The organism is Desulfurobacterium thermolithotrophum DSM 11699 (assembly GCF_000191045.1).
In the GTDB taxonomy this organism is placed as follows: Bacteria; Aquificota; Aquificia; order Desulfurobacteriales; family Desulfurobacteriaceae; genus Desulfurobacterium; species Desulfurobacterium thermolithotrophum.
In genome coordinates, this window is the sequence record NC_015185.1 from 542,296 (window position 1) to 561,266 (window position 18,971).

The window sequence follows — 18,971 nt, forward strand, 5'->3', positions numbered from 1 at the left end:
TCCCCCACCTTACTTTTCCACTATCGTTTCTCTTACCTTCATACCAAAGTGTCTTCCAGGATCTTCTGTATAAACTAAAACTTCATCTCCTTCTTTTAAATCTACTACTGAAATAGGAGTACCATCTGGAGCAGTTAATCTAATTGTTTCAGCGTTTTGCAAGATTCCAGCAACTTTTTTTCCATCTTTTGTTTCAGCTTCTATAAGAAGCATGGGCCTTCTTTCTACTTTTGCTCTACCTACGTAAGCAACTCTGCCCTCGCCTTTATAGTTATAAATGAGAATCTCATCACCGCTTTCAATTTCTGAAAGATATTTGGTTCTACCGTTTGGAAGCCTTACATACATATGAACGGCACCAGCATTAACTCTAAAAGGTCTTGCCGCAACGTATGGGTTTGATTCAGTTTCTGCGTGAACAAGGAACATTCCAGCTGATGAATTACCAACAAGAGCTCCTTCTCCCCTTGTCATATTCGAACAGGTATCTATACAAACTCTATCACACATTCCTAAGGGTTTTACTTTTTTTATTTTTGCAATTTCTAGCTTAACATTTTCACCTGCAAGATTTACAGCTTCCCCTGCAGCTTTAATTTCGTTTACATCTTCAGTGTCAAGCACAACACCTTTTACTCCTTTTTCTAAAATAGTAATAGCAGTCTTTGCCTCTTCCGCGTTTCTTACCCAGGCATAAACGTTGTCACCTTGAGCAAGAAGGTTTTCAAGAGGAATAATAGTCCAGTCGGTTGTCTTTACTATAACGTTTTTTCCTTGCTTCAAAAGCTGTGCCGCTCTTTCCTCGTCTTCTTTCCCTTTTATTTCAACTATAATAAACTCATCGCCAAGTTTGTAATCTCCATCAGGAGCTATTGTCTTAACCTTGGCAAGTTGTTTAACTTTTTTGCTTTCAGGTTTATCAAGTAAAAGTGCAAAAACACCAGATTCTAAAGCTGCTGTAACAACTTTCTTGTTATTAGCATCTTTTACATGAATAATAAGCTCTTTAGCCATAACTCCTCCAATAATTTTTAGTAGTTTCTTGGACCAAAAATAGCGGTTCCAATTCTAACAATTGTAGCTCCTTCTTCTACTGCTACTTCAAAGTCGTGAGACATTCCCATTGAAAGGTGAGGAATTTTCATTCCAAGAGAGTCTTCTAATCTATCTCTTATTTTTCTTAATCTTCTAAAGTAAGGTCTTACAAGTTCTACATCTTCAAAATAGGGAGGAACAGTCATTAATCCTTTTAGATCTAAATGTTTTAGTTCTAACACGTATCTTGCAAGTTCCTCAACTTCATTAGGAGAACAACCATGCTTAGTTTCTTCAGGAGAAAGTTTTACTTCTATAAAAACTTCTAGTTTTTTTCCAATCTTAGAAAGTCTTTTTTCCAATTCATCTGCAAGTTCCTTAGAATCAACAGATTCAATAACCTTAAAAAGGTTTACAGCATACTTGACCTTATTCTTTTGGAGATGTCCAATCATATGCCATTCAATCGGAATGTCTGATAAAAGAGGTATTTTCTCCCTTGCTTCTTGAACTCTATTTTCACCAAACAATTTAATTCCTGCTTCAAAGGCCTTTCTTATTTCTTCGGGAGCTCTTGTTTTTGAAGCTGCGAGAATAAAAACTTCGTCTGGATTTCTCTTTGCTCTTTCACAGGCCTTTTCTATACGTTCTTTTATTCTTTTAACGTTTTCTCTAATTCCCATTTTCAAGCCTCTCATAAACTTCATCTGCAAAGAACCAAAGGTCATCGCTGAATTCTGACTCAGAATAGTTAATAAAGTCTTCAAGTGTTTTAAGTTTTCCCTCTTTGTAATAGTGGTAGCTTGAAGCTATGAAACCTTCCTTTGAAAAACCTCCTTCTCCATTAAATCTATATACCTCAATTTCAACAAATTTATTTACTCCTGACTCAAAACACATATCAGAAATTGTTTTCCAAAAATTGAAATTAGACTTTTTCAAGATAAGTCTTGTTTTTCTTCCTTCTACTGGTTTCCCATCTCGATAGAAAAATTGATATTTGAGTTTTACTTTTAACCCTACTCCCTGAGGAGTTTTCAAAACTTTAAAAGAAGAATAATCAACAGGTAAGAGTTTGGCATAGTAACCAATTCTTTCAGAAATTGGAGCAGAATACTTGGCACCATTAAATATGTCTATTAAATGATTGATTTCTTCTTCTAAGGAAGAAATATCAACCTCTTTGGACTTGAGCATTTCAAATTCTACTGTGTTCCATAAATGGTCTTTATAAAGGACTCTATTGTTATTGTCAATAAGAATAACTTCTCCAGGTAAAAACTCAAAAGTTTTTCCATAATCAGAGTAAATTTTTAAAGCTTTATTCAAAGAAGCAATATTGAAGGTAACGTCTTCTACATAAACATTTTCCTTCTTTACGGCAACAGGCGTTTTTTTGTACCAGCCAAAAACTTTATCTTCTTTCTCTGTTCCAAGTAGTATAACGCTGTTTTCTTCTAAAAAAATAGAGCCATTATCTGTTTCTGCTTCGCAGGGAGAAGTTACAACCGCAATTTTAAGTTTAACGTGTCCTGTTGTTACATAGTCTGGAAGAGTATAGTCAACATAATCAAGATTTACCCATCCCTTACTTAACTTACCCCAAAAAGAGTACTTGTTAAAGAGAAATCTTGTTTCACCACCATTAATGGTCTTAACAATTTCTCCTTCGGGAAGATTCCTAAGAGAAACTGCATCAGTTAAAACTTTTACTTCTTGAGCTCCTGAAGTTAGAGGAATTAGGAGAAAAATTAAAGAAATTATCAAACGATTCATTTAGTCTCCCTTTTTACAAACATTATTGCTTCTGCTTCGGCAATTTTTTTTCCATCCGAAACCCTTACCATTTCTGCTTTTGTTATCTTTATTTTCTTCTTTTCTTCCTTGACTTCAGCAATGACGATAACTTCTTGGCCAGCTAAAAGAGGATTATAAAACTTAACAGTTATTTTTCCTGTAAGAAATCTTTCTTCGTAGTTTTGAAGATAAGCCATAGCCTCATCTAAGATGAGAGAAATAATTCCTCCGTGAATTACATTATCATATCCTTGGTAGTACTTTTCAAGAGAAAAACGGGCTTTTACTTTGCCATTTTCTCTATGAAAGCTTAGATGCATTCCTTTTGGATTTTCCTTTCCACATACAAAACAATAATTGTCTCTTCTAAGTTCCATCTCTTTCATGACGATAAAATTATATAGAATTTAATCTCAAGGAGAAAAAAGTGAAAAATAAAGAACTTGCAAATCTATTTGATGAATGGGCTGACATACTCGAATTCAAAGAAGATAATCCTTATCACATTAGAGCTTATAGAAATGCAGCAAGATTAATTAGAGATTTATCAGAAGACATAGAAATTTTAGCAAGAGAAGGAAAACTTTTGGAACTTCCGGGAATAGGACAGAAACTCCAGGCCAAGATAATAGAGTTTCTTAAAACTGGAAAAATAGAAGAATTTGAAAAATTGAAACAACAAGTACCTGACACTATTTTCTCTCTTTTAGATATTCCGGGAGTAGGCCCAAAAACAGTCAAGCTTCTTTATGAAACCTTGGGAATAAGAAGCGTTGAAGACCTTAAAAGGGCTATTGAAAAGGGAGAACTTTTAAAACTTCCGGGATTTGGACTTAAAAAAGTAGAAAAGATAAAAAAAGGAATAGAGCTCCTTGAAAAAAATGGTGGAAGAATTCTCTTAGGAGTAGCAGTTTTCATTGCAGATAGAATAATTAATTTGCTTAAAGAACATTCGGCTGTAGAGAGAATTTCAGTTGCTGGTTCAACAAGAAGAATGAAAGAAACTGTTGGAGATATAGACATTCTTGCAACTGGAAAGAACCTTGAAATTATCGAGGCTTTTGTAAATCTTCCAAATATAAAAGAAGTTTTATGGAAAGGAACAAAGAAAGCAACAGTAATTGTTGAAGAAGGAGAGCAAGTCGATTTAAGGGTTACTGAACCAGAGTCTTACGGTGCTGCTCTTCAGTACTTTACAGGCTCAAAAGCTCACAATATTCACTTAAGAACTATTTGTCTTAAGCAAGGATATAAACTTAACGAATATGGATTGTTTAAAGAAGAAGAAAAAATAGCCGGAAAAACTGAGGAGGAAATATATAAAGCTCTTGGAATGGAAACTCCTCCTCCTGAGATAAGAGAAGATACAGGAGAAATCGAAGCAGCTTTAGAACACAAGTTACCCAATCTCATTGACTACAAAGACATAAAAGGAGACCTTCATATTCACTCAAACTGGTCAGATGGGGTTTCGACTATTGAAGAGATAGCACTAAAGGCTTTAAAAATGGGCTATAAGTACATAGCCATAACCGATCATTCAAAATCCTTAAAAGTTGCCAATGGCCTTTCAGAAGAAGATGTTTTAAGAAGAAATGAAGAGATAGATAAGTTGAATGAAAAATTTAAAGGAAAAATAAGAATCCTTAAAGGAATGGAAGTAGATATTCTCCCTGATGGAAGTCTTGACTATGATAACGAAATTTTATCTCAACTAGATTTTGTTGTTGCGGCTATTCACTCTCGATTTACTCAAGATAATACAGAAAGAATAATAAAGGCAATGGAAAATCCTTATGTTAATGCAATAGCTCATCCAACAGGAAGACTTATAGGACAAAGAGAAGGATATCCTCTTGATATTGAAGCCATAATGAAAAAAGCTGCTGAAACTGGAACAGCGCTTGAAGTTAATGCTTACTACAATCGTTTGGATTTAAAAGATATTCACTGTCGATTGGCAGTTAAATTTGGAGTAAAGCTTGTAATAAGCACAGATTCACACCACGTTGATCACATGTGGATGATAAAACTTGGAGTTGGAACAGCAAGAAGAGGATGGGTTAGAAAAGAAGATGTCATAAATACGAAAAATCTGAAAGATCTCCAAAAATTTCTAAAGGAAAAAAGAAGGAAATTTGGAACTAAATAATTAGGGAAAACATTGTCATTCTGACTTTGATGACTATATTTAACTTTCGCATGGAGGGGTGCCCGAGTCTGGCTGAAGGGGCACGACTGGAAATCGTGTGTACCCCCACAAGGGGTACCGCGGGTTCGAATCCCGCCCCCTCCGCCATTAGTTCATTAAACAGGCAAAAGTGATTGGCCGGGTCCTCCACAACACCCGGAAGGTGAACCCCGCCAGGCCCGGAAGGGAGCAACGGTAAGCCTGAAGGGTGTGTGTGGTAAGGGTCTGGCCTTTACATATCTGACATTTTAAATGTTTCGCCATTAAAACTTCTGAAGATGTAAAAATTCCCTTCCTTTTTATATCTATCTGGAAGTATTTGAACTTTTCCTTTTCCTCCTGGTCCATCTACTGCATAGTAAGGTATAGCAAAGGGAGAAATTCTCTTAAAAAGTTTTTCTAAGATTTTTATTCCTTTTGTTATAGAAGTAGAAAAGTGCATTACCCCCTTTACAGGATCACAGTGAAAGAGATAGTAAGGTCTTACTTTTATTTTTTGAAGATTTCTAAATAGTTTTTCTAAAATATCTGCAGAATCATTAATTCCCTTTAAAAGAACTGTCTGATTATTTACAGGTATTCCGGCTTTTAGAAGATTCTTTACAGCTTCTTTTGAAAGTTCAGTAATTTCATCAGGATGATTGAAGTGAGTATTCACCCAAACTTTTTCTGCCTTTTCTAAAACTTCGAGTAAATCATCGTCAAGAAGTCTATGAGGTAAAGTTACAGGAGCTCTTGTTCCTACTCTTACAACTTCGACGTGGTCAATAGCTTTCAAACCAAAAAGAAGTTTCTTTAACCTCTCAATTGGTAAGAATAAAGGATCGCCTCCTGAAATGAGAACATCTCTGATATTTTCGTTTTTCCTTATATAGTTAAGTGCATTTTCTATTTCAGTATCACTAATAAAAAAGGTCTTTTTCTTCCAATTTCTCTTTCTCATACAGAATCGGCAAAGAGTAGGACAGAAATTTGTAGTAACAACGAGCACTCTATCTGGATACCTATGAGTAAGGTGTAGAGTTTTTTTATCTCTTTCTTCACTTAATGGATCTTCTTCTCCTTTCGACTGAATAGCTTCACTAATTTCCATTATGTTAGGAAAAATCATTCTTTTTATTGCACAACTTTTAACTGCAAGAGAAAGATAGTAAGGAGTAGAGAGAAAAGGATAAATGGAAGTAACCTTTTTAAAACTTTCCTTTTCTTCATCTGTTAAAGGAAAAAACTTTTCTATACTTTCAATATTTCTAACTAAATTTTGGAGCTCCTTTAGCCATTCCTTCAATCAAGACTCCATTTAGAGCTATTGAGCTCTTCGTAGATAGTTTCTCTTGGACCAAACCTTTGAAGCTTAATTGTATCTGGAGCTATTTTTGTATAGATAGCTCTAAACTCTCCATAAGGAGAAGTAACTCTTATACGGTAAATATCTTTTTTATCTCTTTTTAAAAGCCTTGAGGTTGTATCAATCCTTGACAGTGCAGAGATAAAACTTTCAAAAAGAAAGGGTCTTACAGAAACTTCTTTTACTAAATCTTTTCTGAATCTTCTAGAAAAAAGGACTTTAAAATCGTTTCTTCCAGTTACAAGAGATGATAAGGAGTTAAGAGCTACTTCTATAAACAATTCAACTCTAGGCTTTGGAACATCTGCTGTTTTTAAAGATTCTATCTTTTTATTCTTTTCTGCTAATTCTCCCTTAAGTTGAGCTAATTCTTGAGTTAGAGATTCTATTTTCCTCTTATATTCATCTAATCTTTCAATCTCTTTAGTCTGAGATTCAAAAGCCTCCTTTTCTTTTTTAAGTTCTCTTATTTGGTTTCTGAGTTCAGTTATCTCTCTGAAAAGTTCCTTTATCTTCTTATCTTTTCCTTTAAGTTTTTCATTAAGATTCTTTATCTGATTAATAAGATTTTCTCTATTTCTTTGAGGAACAACTTTCTTTGTCTTTTCCTGAACACGTCTTGCTTCAGCCTGAAGGAAATACTCTTCTATATCTCTAAACCCTTTTTTCATCGGTCTAACTCCAGGAATAGTATGGTATAAACTAAATTGAAATGAAAAAGGATAAGAAAAAATTACTGATAAGAAATTTAGGGCATTCTACCTTTCTCGTAAAGAAGGAAAATTTAACAATACTTACAGATCCCTTCCTTACAAGTTCTGCGGGAGGCATTAAAAGAATTTTACCTCCTCCAGTTTCTCCAGAAGAGGTTTCTCCTGATTTAGTTCTTATTTCTCATGCTCACTATGACCATCTTGATCTTAAAACATTAAAGAAGTTAAACGGAAACTTTATTGTTGTAACTCCAGAAAATTGTAAAAAAGTAATAAGAACTGGACACAAAGTTATTGAACTAAAAGATTTCGAATCAACGCTAATTAAAGGAACCAAAATTATAAAGACTCCTGCTCTTCACAATAAAGGAAGAAACCTTCTTCATCCGGATACAGGTGTCGGTGGATTTGTCTTTGAAGTAGATGGCTTAAGATTCTACTTTGCAGGAGACACCACCTTTTCCTGTTCTTTCTATGAAGAAATTCTAGAGAAAACTCCTCATATAGATTTTGCAATGCTCCCTATAGGTGGTTTTATGCCTTTTCCTTTTAGAAAGTTTCATCAAACACCTGAAGAAGCAGTTAAAGGTTTTAAAATTTTAAAAGCTAATTATCTAATACCCATACACTTTGGGACATGGCATCTATTTCCTTTTTACCTGAAGAAGGAAAAAGCCGTTGAAAGGCTGAAAACTTACAGTTATATTTGTAATTTGCAAGATAAAGTAGTGATTATAGAGCCAGGCAGTAGCTTAACTTTTGAAATTTAAAGAAATTTTTGATAATCTTCGGTTATGAAACTGAAAAAATTAGTTGTTGGAATATTCTTTATAACTGCTTTTGTCTACGGTTACTCGGAAGTAGGGAGTATTTCCTTTCATCATCAAGTAGAGTACCACTATAGCGATCATTACGCTTTAAATATTTCTCAAAAAAGAGAAGAGGAAAAAACAGAACAAGTAAAAATTTGCAATCAAAAAGAATCTTTTAAAGAACAGGTCGAATATAGTACGAGAATTGACTTCCGATTTGTTTCCTTCCCTCCTCGTGCATCTCCAATCGTTTAAAGTTTTCTTTAAGTAAATATAGCTAACAAGAAATTTTCAAGACTTTAAAAGGAGGAATTAATGCTTAATGCTATACTAACTAAGATTTTTGGAAGTAAAAACGAAAGGGAAATAAAGAAATTAAAACCAATAGTTGAAAAGATAAATGCTTTAGAACCAGAATTTGAAAAAAAATCAAAAGAAGACCTAAGAGCATTAACTACTAAGTGGAAAGAGGAAATATCAAAAATTGAAGATGATAAAGAAAAGTTTAAATACATGGACAAAATCCTTCCTGAAGCTTTTGCTGCAGTAAGAGAAGCAGCTAAAAGAACACTTGGAATGCGCCATTACGATGTTCAATTAATTGGTGGAATGGTCCTTCACCAAGGAAAGATTGCTGAAATGAGAACAGGAGAAGGTAAAACACTTGTTGCTACACTTCCTGTCTATCTTAATGCTCTTGCAGGAAAAGGTGTTCATGTTGTGACTGTAAACGACTATTTAGCAAAAAGAGATGCTGAATGGATGGGACCAGTTTATAACTACTTAGGACTTTCAGTTGGATATCTCCAAAATAATATGGAAAAAGAGCAAAGAAAAGAAATGTATTCAAGAGATATAACTTATGGAACTAACAGTGAGTTTGGTTTTGATTACTTAAGAGATAATATGGCATTTTCAAAAGATGAAAAAGTTCAAAGAGAGCTCTTTTTTGCCATCGTTGACGAAGCAGATTCTATTCTTATTGATGAAGCAAGAACTCCTTTAATTATATCCGGACCTTCCGAAGAAAACGTTGATGTTTACTACATTGCAGATGCTATTGTGAGACAACTTAAAAAGGACAAGCATTTCGAAGTTGATGAAAAGACAAAAACAGCTGTATTAACGGATGAAGGAATTAGAGAAGTAGAAAAAATAGTTTCAAGTATGACAGGGATTAAAGACTTTAATCTCTATGATCCCAAATTTTCAGACCTTCTTCACGCGATTATTCAATCTTTAAGAGCTCACCATCTCTTCAAAAAAGATGTTGATTATGTTGTGAAAGATGGAAAGGTAGTTATAGTTGACGAATTTACAGGAAGAATAATGCCTGGAAGACGCTGGAGCGATGGGCTTCACCAAGCTGTTGAAGCAAAAGAAGGAGTTAAGATAGAGGCTGAAAACCAAACTCTTGCAACAATCACGCTCCAAAATTACTTCAGACTCTATAAAAAACTTGCTGGAATGACCGGTACTGCTGAGACAGAAGCTGCTGAGCTTAAGGAAATTTATGGTCTTGATGTTGTAGTTATACCTACAAACAAACCTGTGATAAGAAAAGACCATCCTGATTTGATATTTAAAACTATGAAAGCAAAGTATAATGCTGTCGTAAAAGAAATTGAAGAAAACTACAAAAAAGGAAGACCTGTACTTGTAGGAACAAATTCAATTGAAGCATCTGAGTATCTTTCAAGACTTTTAAAGAAAAAAGGTATTCCTCATCAAGTTTTGAATGCTAAGCATCATGAAAGAGAAGCCGAAATTGTTGCCCAGGCTGGAAGGCTTGGAGCAGTAACAATTGCTACAAATATGGCAGGTCGCGGTACAGACATTCTTCTTGGTGGAAATCCTGAATTCTTAGCAAAAAAAGAATTAGAAAAGAAAGGAATTACTCCAGAAAAAGTAGGAGAGGAAAAGTATCAGGAAATATACAAAGAAACTTTTGAAAGATACAAAAAAATAACCGAAGAAGAAAAAGAGAAAGTAAAAGCACTTGGAGGCCTTTACATAATTGGTACAGAAAGAAACGAATCAAGACGTATAGACAACCAGCTTAGGGGTCGTGCAGGAAGACAGGGTGATCCTGGAGAATCAAGGTTCTTTTTATCTCTTGAAGATAATCTTTTAAGGTTATTTGGTTCGGATAGAATCAAGAAAATGATGGAAATGATGAATGTTCCAGATGATGAACCTATTACTCATAAAATGGTTTCAAAAGCTTTAGAGAATGCACAAAGAAGAGTTGAACAGCAAAACTTCCAGATAAGAAAGAGACTATTAGAGTACGATGAAGTTTACAACGTTCAAAGAAAAGTTATCTACGATCAGAGAAATAAAGTTCTTGAGGGAGAAGACTTTAAGGAAGATATCCTCTACTTTATGGAAGAAGTTGCCAAAGAAATGGTTGAAAACTATGCACCTGTTAATGTATTGCCAGATGAGTGGGATTTAAGTGCTTTAAAGAAAGCTCTTGAAGCAAGATTTGGTTTTGAGTTTAACATTCCGTCTACTTATGATGAACTGATGAACTTGTCTATTGAAGATGCTCACGACGATAGAGAAAAACTTGTAAAGCTTATATATGATAGACTTGTAAAAGAGTACGAAAAAATGGAAAAATTAGTCGGAGAGGGACAGCTTAGAGAAATAGAGAGAATGATTATGCTTCAAACTCTTGATCATTACTGGAGACAACACCTATTAGCACTTGACCATATTAAAGAAAGTATAGGCTGGCGAGGTTACGGTCAAAGAGATCCAATCGTAGAATTTAAAAAGGAAGCTTTCCAGCTCTTTGAAGAGCTCATCTCCAATATACAGAATGGAACGGTAGACGGTCTCTTTAATTACTACAGATACGTACAGAGCCAAATAAATGAATCATAAGGAGCTGTTCATTCCTTGTGATAAAATAGATGTCAAGGTTTTAGGAGAAGAAAAGGTGAAGAAGTTTTCTATAGTTTTACTTAGTTTGATGCTGTTTGCTTCTCAAGCATATGGAGACATCTATACGGTTAAAAGAGGCGATTCTCTTTATACAATTGCAAAGAAGTTTAAAACAACTATTAGAAAAATAAAAAGACTTAATGGTTTAAGGAGTAATATCATACGTCCTGGTCAAAAGCTTATAGTTCCGGGTAGGAGATTTAAACCCAAAAAAAGCTTAGAAACTATAACTTTTCTTGAAAAAAAAGCAGATAACACAGTTTCTAATAGTATGGTCAAAGCAGGAAATGAAATATACCCCATAACTACTGTTGTATTAGAAGAAGGTGAACGCTTAGCTGATGCACTTTCTACTCCTCTTGATGTTCCGTATGATAACTGGAATCTTTCCATTTTGGAAGATCCAGAATATAAAAGTGCTCTCTTAAAGGTACTTGCAAAAGTTTTTAAAAATCTCAAAAATACCCCTTACGTTTTTGGTGGAGGTAATCCAAAATATGGACTTGATTGTTCCTCATTTACTATGTATGTTTATAGGAAGTTAGGGATTAATCTACCAAGAACTGCTCGAGCTCAGTTTAACGTTGGAGTTCCTGTTTTAAAAGAGGAATTAAAAGTGGGAGATCTTGTTTTTTTTAGAACATATGCAAGATTTCCATCTCATGTAGGTATATACATTGGAAACGGTAAATTTGTACATTTTTCGTCAATGTATCATGGACTTGCTATATCTTCTCTTGATAGTCGTTACTTTAGAAAGCGCTACATTGGGGCAAAAAGAATTTTAAGTGAAAAACTTGTTAAAAAAATAGTTCTTGCAAACGGTAACTAAATAAAAGGAGGTGTGCGATGAACACAAGACAGCTTCTAAAAGGCGTAACTTTGTCTTTAACCGCTACATTTTTATTCTCTCTTCCTTCCTTTGGACAAGAGGTTAAACCAACCCCTCAAGATTACAATGTTGTAGAGTCCTTGGAAAAAGTTTTTGAAAGTGTTGCTGAAAAGGTAAAACCTGCTGTAGTCAACATTAGTACTGTATCAGAAGTAAAATTTAAGCATCCACCAATTCCTCCTGAATTCAGAGACTTTTTCTTCCACTTTGGCATTCCATTTCCTTTTGACAATATGCCTGACGAATTTAAGACTAAATCTTTAGGATCAGGTTTTATTGTGAAAGTAAAAAATGGTTGGGCCTATATCCTTACTAACAACCACGTTATCGATAAGGCAACAAAGATAAAAGTAAAATTGAGTGATGGTTCGATTTACAAAGCTAAAGTTGTTGGAAAAGATCCAAAAACTGATATAGCTCTTATTAAGATTAAAATAGGAAATAAGAAAGTTCCAACCGTTGAACTTGGAGATTCTGATAATATAAAGGTAGGAGAGTTTGTTATAGCAGTTGGGAATCCCTATGGTCTTAACTGGACAGTTACACATGGAATTGTTTCTGCAAAAGGAAGACATGGTCTTGGTTTAAATCCAATTGAAAACTTCATTCAGACAGATGCAGCAATCAATCCTGGTAATAGTGGTGGTCCACTTTGTGATATCCACGGAAAAGTAATTGGAATAAACACAGCAATTGTTAGAAATGCTCAAGGTCTTGGCTTTGCTGTGCCTATTAATATTGCACAAAAAGTTATGAATGACTTACTAAAATATGGAAAAGTCATAAGAGGATGGTTAGGTGTATACATCGAAGATCTTTCACCAGAAATCGCTAAAAAGTTTGGAGTTAAGAAAGGAGTTCTTGTTACAAAAGTTGTAAAAGATAGTCCTGCAGAAAAAGGAGGCCTTAGGAGTGGAGATATAATAGTTGAGTTCAACGGAAAACCCGTGAAGAATGTTTCTGATCTTCAACTTAAGGTTATTAACACAAAACCTGGCGAGAAAGTGAAGGTAAAGATAATAAGAGACGGTCAAAAGAAAGTTCTTACTATAAAAATTGGAGAAATGCCGGGTTCAAAACAGGTAGCAATGGAAAACTTACTTTCAAAGTATGGATTTTCCGTTCAAAAACTTACCCCAGAGTTAAAGAAAAGAATTGGAATTCCTAAATGGATAAAAGACGGTTTAATTGTTACTACAGTCAAACCAGGTTCTCCTGCAGATGATGCAGGACTTAAAGAAGGAGATGTTATTGTTAAAGCAGGAACAACTCCAAGAAGTATGGAAATAATGAGAAGTGTGGACGATTTACTTTCTATTATAAAGAAAGCAAATGGTTCTGGTGTACTTCTTAAAGTAGTAAGAGGAGAAAATGTAATTTTCCTCGTTTTAACCTCTGAAGAATAAGGAGTAAGAATATGGAGGAGAAAGGTTTTTTCTTTGAAGATGAAGAAAACTTTGAACTGGATAATCCTATTGATGCTATAGACGAATCTTTACCGTCTGAAGTAGACCTATTTAACCAGCAGATTGATCCATCGCTTATTGAGTCTTTTGTTCCGGATAAAGACTCTCTTGATGCTTTTTTAAAGTCAATATCAAAGATTCCTCTTCTTTCACGAGAAGAGGAAATAGAATATGCTAAAAGGGCCAAAGCTGGTGATAAAGAAGCATTAAAGAAACTTGTAGAGTCAAACTTGAGATTTGTAGTTAGCGTGGCAAAGAAGTATTTAGGTTGTGGACTTCCTCTCCACGATCTTATTGCAGAAGGAATATTAGGACTAATTGAAGCAGCAAGAAGGTTTGATCCAGACAAAGGTGTAAAGTTCATTTCTTATGCAGTTTGGTGGATTAGACAATCTATTATGCAAGCTCTCGCTCAACAAACAGGAGCAGTAAAAATTCCTGTTAAACAGGCTGTTCTTGTTAATAAAATTACCCGTTCTTATGGAGAGCTCCTAAAAAAACTTGGCAGAGAACCTACAACAGAAGAACTTGCAGAATATGTAGGAATGGAACCAAAAGAAATAGAACGACTTTTAACTGTTTGTCAAGTACCCCTTTCTCTTGATACTCCCATAGGAGATGAAGAAGACACAACGTTTAAAGACTTCTTGAAAGGAGAAGGAACTGCAGAAGTAGAGGAAAAAGTGGTACAGGAAGAGCTAAAGCAGAGTATACAGGAAATGCTTGAACAGCTTACTCCTCAGGAAAAGAAAATAATCATAATGAGATTTGGTCTTGACGGAAATGAACCTAAGACTCTTAGAGAAATTGGTGAAAAACTTGGCATTAGCCGTGAAAGAGTTAGGCAATTGGAAACAAGAGCAAAGAAAAAGATGAAAGAATATGCCTTAAGAAAAAAGCTTAACGTTTTTCTGAATTAGAGGATTGTCTATTCTTTTCTACTGTTTTTGGTATTTTCTCCTCTTTTTTTATTTCTTGCTTATTTTCTTTTTCTTCTTTATTCTTTGCAATTTCTAAGTAAATTTCAACTCTTCTATTTCTTGCTTGTAGTATGGGATTTTTCCAGGTATAAAGTGGTCGTGTATTTCCGTATCCAACAGCTATAATCTTTTTAGGGTTTACTCCCCTTGAAACCAAATACTTTGCAACAGTTGTAGCTCTCCTGATTGACAAATCCCAATCATCATGAATATAGGGTAAGTACTTTGTCGGTTCTTCAATACTTGTATGTCCTTCTATTCTAACTTGATAATTTCCTGGAAGCTTTTTTATTATTTCTGCTACTTTATCAAGAGCTTCTTTTGCTTTAGGAGTTAACTCTAACGAATTTGGTTTAAAAAGGACTTTATTAAATAGTCTCAGAAGAACATACTCTTGAGTCACAACAATTTGATATCCATAAGCAGGAAGTATTCTTTTTATTATTTTCTTTATTTTTTTAGCTAGATCAGTAGTATAAATTTTTATAGGCTTAACAACCGATATATGTTCAAAGCTCTTTGCTTTTTCTCCTTGAAAATAAGATAGAAATTTTATAGCTTTTGTTACATCTAAAGTACTCATAGAATAAAGTAAAATGAAAAAAGTTAAAAGAAGAGACATTAAGTCACTAAAACTAGTAAGCCACGCTGGAGCTGTTTTACACTCTTCTTTCTTTTTTCTTGCCATTTTCTCTATCCATCACCCTGGTAAATGGATAACAATTTCTATTCTCCTGTTTTTTGCTCTTCCTTCAGGAGTTGTATTTGGAGCTATAGGTCTATAAGGACCACAACCTGCAGCCGATAATTTTCTAGGATCATAACCACATTGTATAAAAAGTCTTAAAACGGATACAGCTCTAGCAGCAGAAAGTTCCCAATTAGATGGAAAAATTTTTGAACGTATTGGAACATTGTCTGTATGACCTTCTATAGTTATTGGAAGTTCCAATTCCTTTAATTTTTTACACATTTCCATTATTAGAGGTATTGTTTCTTTGTAAGGTTTTTCACTTCCTGGAGGGAACAATTTATCAGTATTAATTCTCAATCTGATACTTGTTCCATATTTTGCTATTTCTGATTTTACTCCCATTTTCTTGAGCATTTGATGAATTTCTTGTAATTTTTGTTCTATCGCTCTGCGAGTCTTCATCTTAGGATACATATCGGGAAAATCTAAAGGAATTCTTTTTCCTTGGATAACTCTCTCTTCATGTATAACATAGTGTCCACCAAACGCTTGAATAATTCCTTTTATAGCTTGATAAAATTTTTCTAAAGAAATAGTACTCATTGAATAAAGAAGAATAAAAAATGTTAAAAGAAGAGACATTAAGTCACCAAAACTAGTAAGCCATGCTGGAGGAGCTTTACACTCCTCCTTTTTCTTTCTTGCCATTATCCCTCTTTAATTTCTACTCCTAGTAATCCAGCAAGTTTTTGTTTTAAAAGGTTAGGATTCAATCCTTTTTCTATTGCTTCAGCAGTAAGAAGGTAAGCTTCTAAATAAAGAAGTCTTAAATCCTTGTAATATTTTAATTTTTTAGCAACAGGTATACAAAGTACGTTTGCCAGTATAGCTCCATAAAGCGTTGTAATCATAGCAACAGCCATACCAGGACCAAGAGCAGAAGGATCACTTAAGTTTTGAAGCATTTGAATTAAACCAATGAGAGTTCCTATCATACCAAAAGCTGGAAAGAGGTCTCCTAAAGTTTCCCAAACAGCAACTTCCGTGGATAATTTTTGTTCAATCTGAGCCATTGAGCTTTCTGCTGTACTTTTAATTTCTTCTATTTCAAGCCCATCAATAAGCATTCTCATAACGTCTCCAAAAAATGAATCCCTTCCATAAAAAGCATCAATGTCTGATTCAAGGGCTAATATTCCTTCTTTTCTTGCTTTCTTTGCTACATCCGTAAGAAAATCAATAGTTTCAATCGGATTAGGCATTCCTGGATTAATAGCCTTTAAGATTGCTTTAAAACCGTTAATAAACTCTCCAAGAGGAAATCCTGCCATTCCGGCAGCAATACCGCCACCTACGGTGATAAGTAATGAAGGTACGTTAATGAAAGCTCCAGGACTACCACCAATGACAATAGAAATGATTATAAGTAAGAAAGCACCTGCTATTCCTATAAGAGTTGCTATATCCATTTAATTCCTCTCTTTCTCCTTTTTATAATTAGAAAATTTTTCCAGGATTGAGGATGTTATTTGGATCAAGAGCTCTTTTAATAGCTTTCATTTTCTCAAGTGCATCCTTAGCTTCTAATGGTAAAAACTCTTTTTTCATCCAACCAATTCCATGTTCTCCTGAAACAGAACCTTCTAAATCAAGAGTAAGAAGGAAAACTTCTCTCACTGCTTTTTCTACTCTATCCTCTTCTTTTGGCTCATACATAAAGTTTACGTGAATGTTTCCATCACCAGCATGACCAAAATTAACCACCATCAAATTATATTTATCGGCAATTTTATAGACATTTTTAATTAAATCAGGAATTTTACTTCTTGGTACAACAACATCTTCATTTATTTTTTTAGGCTTTAACTGCACAATTGCAGGAGATAACGCTCTTCTTGCAGTCCAGATAGCTTCTCGTTCTTGTAAATCTGTTGCTATTTTTATTTCTTCTGCTCCTGCCTTTTTACATACTTCTGCTACTCTATTAATAAGCTCGTCAACTATTGCTTCATATCCATCTACCTCGATGATTAATAAACCTTCAGCATAGGTAGGCAATCCTAATTTTGCATAGTTTTCAACAGCTATAATTGAATTTTTGTCAAGAAATTCACAAGCAGTTGGAATTACTTTTGCTTTAAACATATCTGCAACAGCCTGAGCTGCTTGTTCTACTTTGGGGAAAATAGCCATAGCAGTTCTAACAGCTTCGGGAGCAGGAATAAGCTTTAGATATGCTTTAGTTATAAAAGCAAGAGTTCCTTCTGAACCTACTATTAAATCTTTTAAATTATATCCAGCTACAGATTTAACTGCTTTTGAGCCAACATTTGCAACAGTACCATCAGCAAAGACAACTTCTAATTGCATTACATAATCTTTAGTAACTCCGTACTTTACACACCTTGGACCACCAGCATTTTCAGCTATGTTTCCACCAATGGTTGAATACTTATAGCTTGAAGGATCAGGTGGATAGAAAAGTCCTCTCTTTTCTACTTCTTTTTGTAGGTCATAAGTTACAACACCTGGTTCTGTGAGAACTCCTAAATTATCTTCATCTATTTCAAGAATTCTATTCATTTTTTCGGTTGAAATCACAATTCCACCTTCTGATGCCGGTGCCGCACCACCAGTTAAGCCTGAACCTGCTCCTCTTGGATATACAGGAATTCTTTCTTCATTTGCAAAAGCTAGAACTTTTGAAACATCCTCAGTGGTTTCAGGAAAAACAACAACATCAGGAATTCCTCTATATCCTGTAGGAGTACCGTCATAAGAATAAATAACTCTCCAGTCAAGAGAAGATTTAACTTTTTCTTTACCGATAAGATGTTGGAGCTCTTTTCCAATATCTATTTTTCGCATCTTAAATCAACCTCCTTTTAATAAGGAAATATTAACATTTAGGAAGAATTTTGCGCTAATCCTCTCCTTTTCAAAGGGGAGATACAGCGCACGCCGTAAGCCGTTGTTTGATATAATTTAAGCAAGGCGATAACCAAGCCTATGTTCGAGTTCAATACATGGTGGACACCTTGATGGTTTTTAATATATTCCTCAAACTTCTCAGCGGGAGTCTTGTAATTTAAAGAGTGATGGGGTCTAAGAAAGTTGTAAATCTTTAAATACTCAAAAAGTTTTTTATTCATCTCATCAACAGTCGGTTCTGTTCCTTCTATCATCCATAGTTCACTTTCTGTCGTTTGAATAAACCTTTCTACATGCGCATTAGTCTTGGGAGATTTCGGATAACTAAAGTAGTGTTCTATCCCTTTTCTTTTAAGATATTCGTCTAACTCCCCTAAAAATTCGCTCCCGTTATCCGTTTGAACTTTCTCTATCTTGAAGGGAAGAAATTTTTCAAGTTCTTCAAAAAACCTTCTTCCGCTCCTGCTGCTTTTTGTAGAATAAACCTTGGCAAATGCTATTCGGGTGAACTTGTCTATTGCCGTGAACTGGTAAAAGGTTTTACCGCACCAGTAGAGGTATTTAACGTCCATGAGGATTGTTCCTGGTTTGTCTGCTCTTAGTCCTTTTCTGGTGCGGTTCTTTTTCCCTTTCTGTTTCTTCCTCTTGTAGGTACTTTTTAGTTTCCAGGTTCTTTCTATTAGTCCGTGTCTTTTGAGAACCCTGTAAACTGTAGAGGATGATATTTTTACATTTAGGTATCTTTCCATGAAGGCTGCTATCTTTTCTTTGCTCCAGGTTGGGAATTTTTCCCTTATTGTGACGATGATGTGTTCTATTTCAGGTTCTGTTTGTGGTTGTCTTACTTTATGAGGTCTTTTGTTTCTGTCTTGGAGTCCTTCTATCCCGTACTTGTCGTATCTTTTTTTCCACTTGTAGAAGGTTGTTGGACTGATGCCAAAGTATCTGCATGTTTTTCTGGCGTTGCCTGTTTTGTGGTAGTACTCTATCCATTTGAGTCTCCTTTTAACATTTCTGTCTTTTGTTAGGTCAAGCTTCTTTTTTACTCTTCTTCCTTTTTTCAGGGTTTCTTTGAACGCCGTATTTGTGCTGGATATATGGAGGGATGTTCCTTTGAATCTTTTCAATTGTTTCATCGGTGGACACCTCCTTGTGGTATT

18 protein-coding genes, 1 tRNA gene and 1 other RNA gene are annotated in these 18,971 nt (G+C 34.7%); 9 read left to right on the forward strand and 11 right to left on the reverse strand.

The features are described 5' to 3' along the window. Positions 1-9: 9 nt before the first annotated feature. Genes DESTER_RS02765 through DESTER_RS02780 form a run of 4 tightly spaced genes read right to left on the reverse strand, consistent with a single transcriptional unit; the run spans position 10 to position 3,209 of the window. On the reverse strand, positions 10-1,014 hold the full coding sequence (locus DESTER_RS02765; protein WP_013638142.1) for a 3-dehydroquinate synthase II: 1,005 nt from the start codon (positions 1,012-1,014) through the stop codon (positions 10-12). Positions 1,015-1,031: 17 nt separating this feature from the next. Then, complete coding sequence (locus DESTER_RS02770; protein WP_013638143.1) at positions 1,032-1,718, reverse strand: YggS family pyridoxal phosphate-dependent enzyme; 687 nt, start codon at positions 1,716-1,718, stop codon at positions 1,032-1,034. Then, positions 1,708-2,811 (reverse strand): hypothetical protein, encoded by a 1,104-nt coding sequence (locus DESTER_RS02775; protein ID WP_013638144.1) that lies wholly within the window; start codon positions 2,809-2,811, stop codon positions 1,708-1,710. The genes DESTER_RS02770 and DESTER_RS02775 overlap by 11 nt, the downstream gene beginning before the upstream one ends. Then, positions 2,808-3,209, reverse strand: coding sequence for a PaaI family thioesterase (locus tag DESTER_RS02780; protein WP_013638145.1), 402 nt, complete (start codon positions 3,207-3,209; stop codon positions 2,808-2,810). The genes DESTER_RS02775 and DESTER_RS02780 overlap by 4 nt, the downstream gene beginning before the upstream one ends. Positions 3,210-3,259: 50 nt before the next feature. On the opposite strand from DESTER_RS02780, the gene polX reads away from it, so the two are divergent. The 3 genes from polX to ffs all read left to right on the forward strand — a co-directional run bounded on the left by polX (position 3,260) and on the right by ffs (position 5,257). After that, positions 3,260-4,984 carry a DNA polymerase/3'-5' exonuclease PolX gene (gene polX, locus DESTER_RS02785; RefSeq protein ID WP_013638146.1) on the forward strand — a complete coding sequence of 575 codons (1,725 nt, stop codon included), beginning with the start codon at positions 3,260-3,262 and terminating at the stop codon, positions 4,982-4,984. Positions 4,985-5,036: 52 nt separating this feature from the next. After that, positions 5,037-5,131, forward strand: a tRNA-Ser gene (locus tag DESTER_RS02790). Positions 5,132-5,159: 28 nt separating this feature from the next. Next, positions 5,160-5,257: signal recognition particle sRNA small type (ffs, locus tag DESTER_RS07945), an RNA gene on the forward strand. Here the strand turns inward: ffs and DESTER_RS02795 are convergent. After that, positions 5,256-6,311 carry a KamA family radical SAM protein gene (locus DESTER_RS02795; protein ID WP_013638147.1) on the reverse strand — a complete coding sequence of 352 codons (1,056 nt, stop codon included), beginning with the start codon at positions 6,309-6,311 and terminating at the stop codon, positions 5,256-5,258. The two genes, ffs and DESTER_RS02795, sit on opposite strands and share 2 nt — an antisense overlap. After that, positions 6,308-7,042, reverse strand: a complete 735-nt coding sequence (locus DESTER_RS02800; RefSeq protein ID WP_013638148.1) for a coiled-coil domain-containing protein — start codon at positions 7,040-7,042, stop codon at positions 6,308-6,310. The genes DESTER_RS02795 and DESTER_RS02800 overlap by 4 nt, the downstream gene beginning before the upstream one ends. A 41-nt stretch (positions 7,043-7,083) precedes the next feature. Between DESTER_RS02800 and DESTER_RS02805 the strand changes: the two genes are divergently transcribed. The 6 genes from DESTER_RS02805 to DESTER_RS02830 are packed head-to-tail and all read left to right on the forward strand — an operon-like array spanning position 7,084 to position 14,126. Then, positions 7,084-7,854, forward strand: coding sequence for an MBL fold metallo-hydrolase (locus tag DESTER_RS02805; RefSeq protein WP_013638149.1), 771 nt, complete (start codon positions 7,084-7,086; stop codon positions 7,852-7,854). A gap of 24 nt (positions 7,855-7,878) precedes the next feature. Then, positions 7,879-8,151 carry a hypothetical protein gene (locus DESTER_RS02810; RefSeq protein WP_013638150.1) on the forward strand — a complete coding sequence of 91 codons (273 nt, stop codon included), beginning with the start codon at positions 7,879-7,881 and terminating at the stop codon, positions 8,149-8,151. Positions 8,152-8,211: 60 nt separating this feature from the next. After that, positions 8,212-10,788, forward strand: a complete 2,577-nt coding sequence (secA, locus tag DESTER_RS02815; RefSeq protein ID WP_013638151.1) for a preprotein translocase subunit SecA — start codon at positions 8,212-8,214, stop codon at positions 10,786-10,788. After that, complete coding sequence (locus DESTER_RS02820; RefSeq protein WP_013638152.1) at positions 10,778-11,680, forward strand: C40 family peptidase; 903 nt, start codon at positions 10,778-10,780, stop codon at positions 11,678-11,680. The genes secA and DESTER_RS02820 overlap by 11 nt, the downstream gene beginning before the upstream one ends. A 17-nt stretch (positions 11,681-11,697) precedes the next feature. Then, positions 11,698-13,146 carry a DegQ family serine endoprotease gene (locus DESTER_RS02825; protein WP_013638153.1) on the forward strand — a complete coding sequence of 483 codons (1,449 nt, stop codon included), beginning with the start codon at positions 11,698-11,700 and terminating at the stop codon, positions 13,144-13,146. 11 nt (positions 13,147-13,157) lie between these two features. Continuing rightward, positions 13,158-14,126 carry a sigma-70 family RNA polymerase sigma factor gene (locus DESTER_RS02830; protein ID WP_013638154.1) on the forward strand — a complete coding sequence of 323 codons (969 nt, stop codon included), beginning with the start codon at positions 13,158-13,160 and terminating at the stop codon, positions 14,124-14,126. Here DESTER_RS02830 and DESTER_RS02835 read toward each other — a convergent pair. From DESTER_RS02835 to DESTER_RS02855, 5 genes are read right to left on the reverse strand one after another with little or no spacing between them, the layout of a single operon-like run. Continuing rightward, positions 14,107-14,874, reverse strand: coding sequence for an OmpA/MotB family protein (locus DESTER_RS02835; protein ID WP_013638155.1), 768 nt, complete (start codon positions 14,872-14,874; stop codon positions 14,107-14,109). The two genes, DESTER_RS02830 and DESTER_RS02835, sit on opposite strands and share 20 nt — an antisense overlap. Positions 14,875-14,886: 12 nt before the next feature. Next, positions 14,887-15,588 (reverse strand): OmpA/MotB family protein, encoded by a 702-nt coding sequence (locus tag DESTER_RS02840; protein WP_013638156.1) that lies wholly within the window; start codon positions 15,586-15,588, stop codon positions 14,887-14,889. Next, positions 15,588-16,349, reverse strand: a complete 762-nt coding sequence (locus DESTER_RS02845) for a motility protein A (protein ID WP_013638157.1) — start codon at positions 16,347-16,349, stop codon at positions 15,588-15,590. Before DESTER_RS02845 ends, DESTER_RS02840 begins: the two co-directional genes overlap by 1 nt. A 28-nt stretch (positions 16,350-16,377) precedes the next feature. Beyond that, the gene (locus DESTER_RS02850; protein WP_013638158.1) at positions 16,378-17,748 is read right to left on the reverse strand and encodes an FAD-binding oxidoreductase; all 1,371 of its coding nucleotides are present in this window, start codon (positions 17,746-17,748) and stop codon (positions 16,378-16,380) included. A gap of 38 nt (positions 17,749-17,786) precedes the next feature. Further along, positions 17,787-18,947 (reverse strand): IS481 family transposase, encoded by a 1,161-nt coding sequence (locus tag DESTER_RS02855; RefSeq protein ID WP_013638159.1) that lies wholly within the window; start codon positions 18,945-18,947, stop codon positions 17,787-17,789. Positions 18,948-18,971 lie beyond the last annotated feature (24 nt).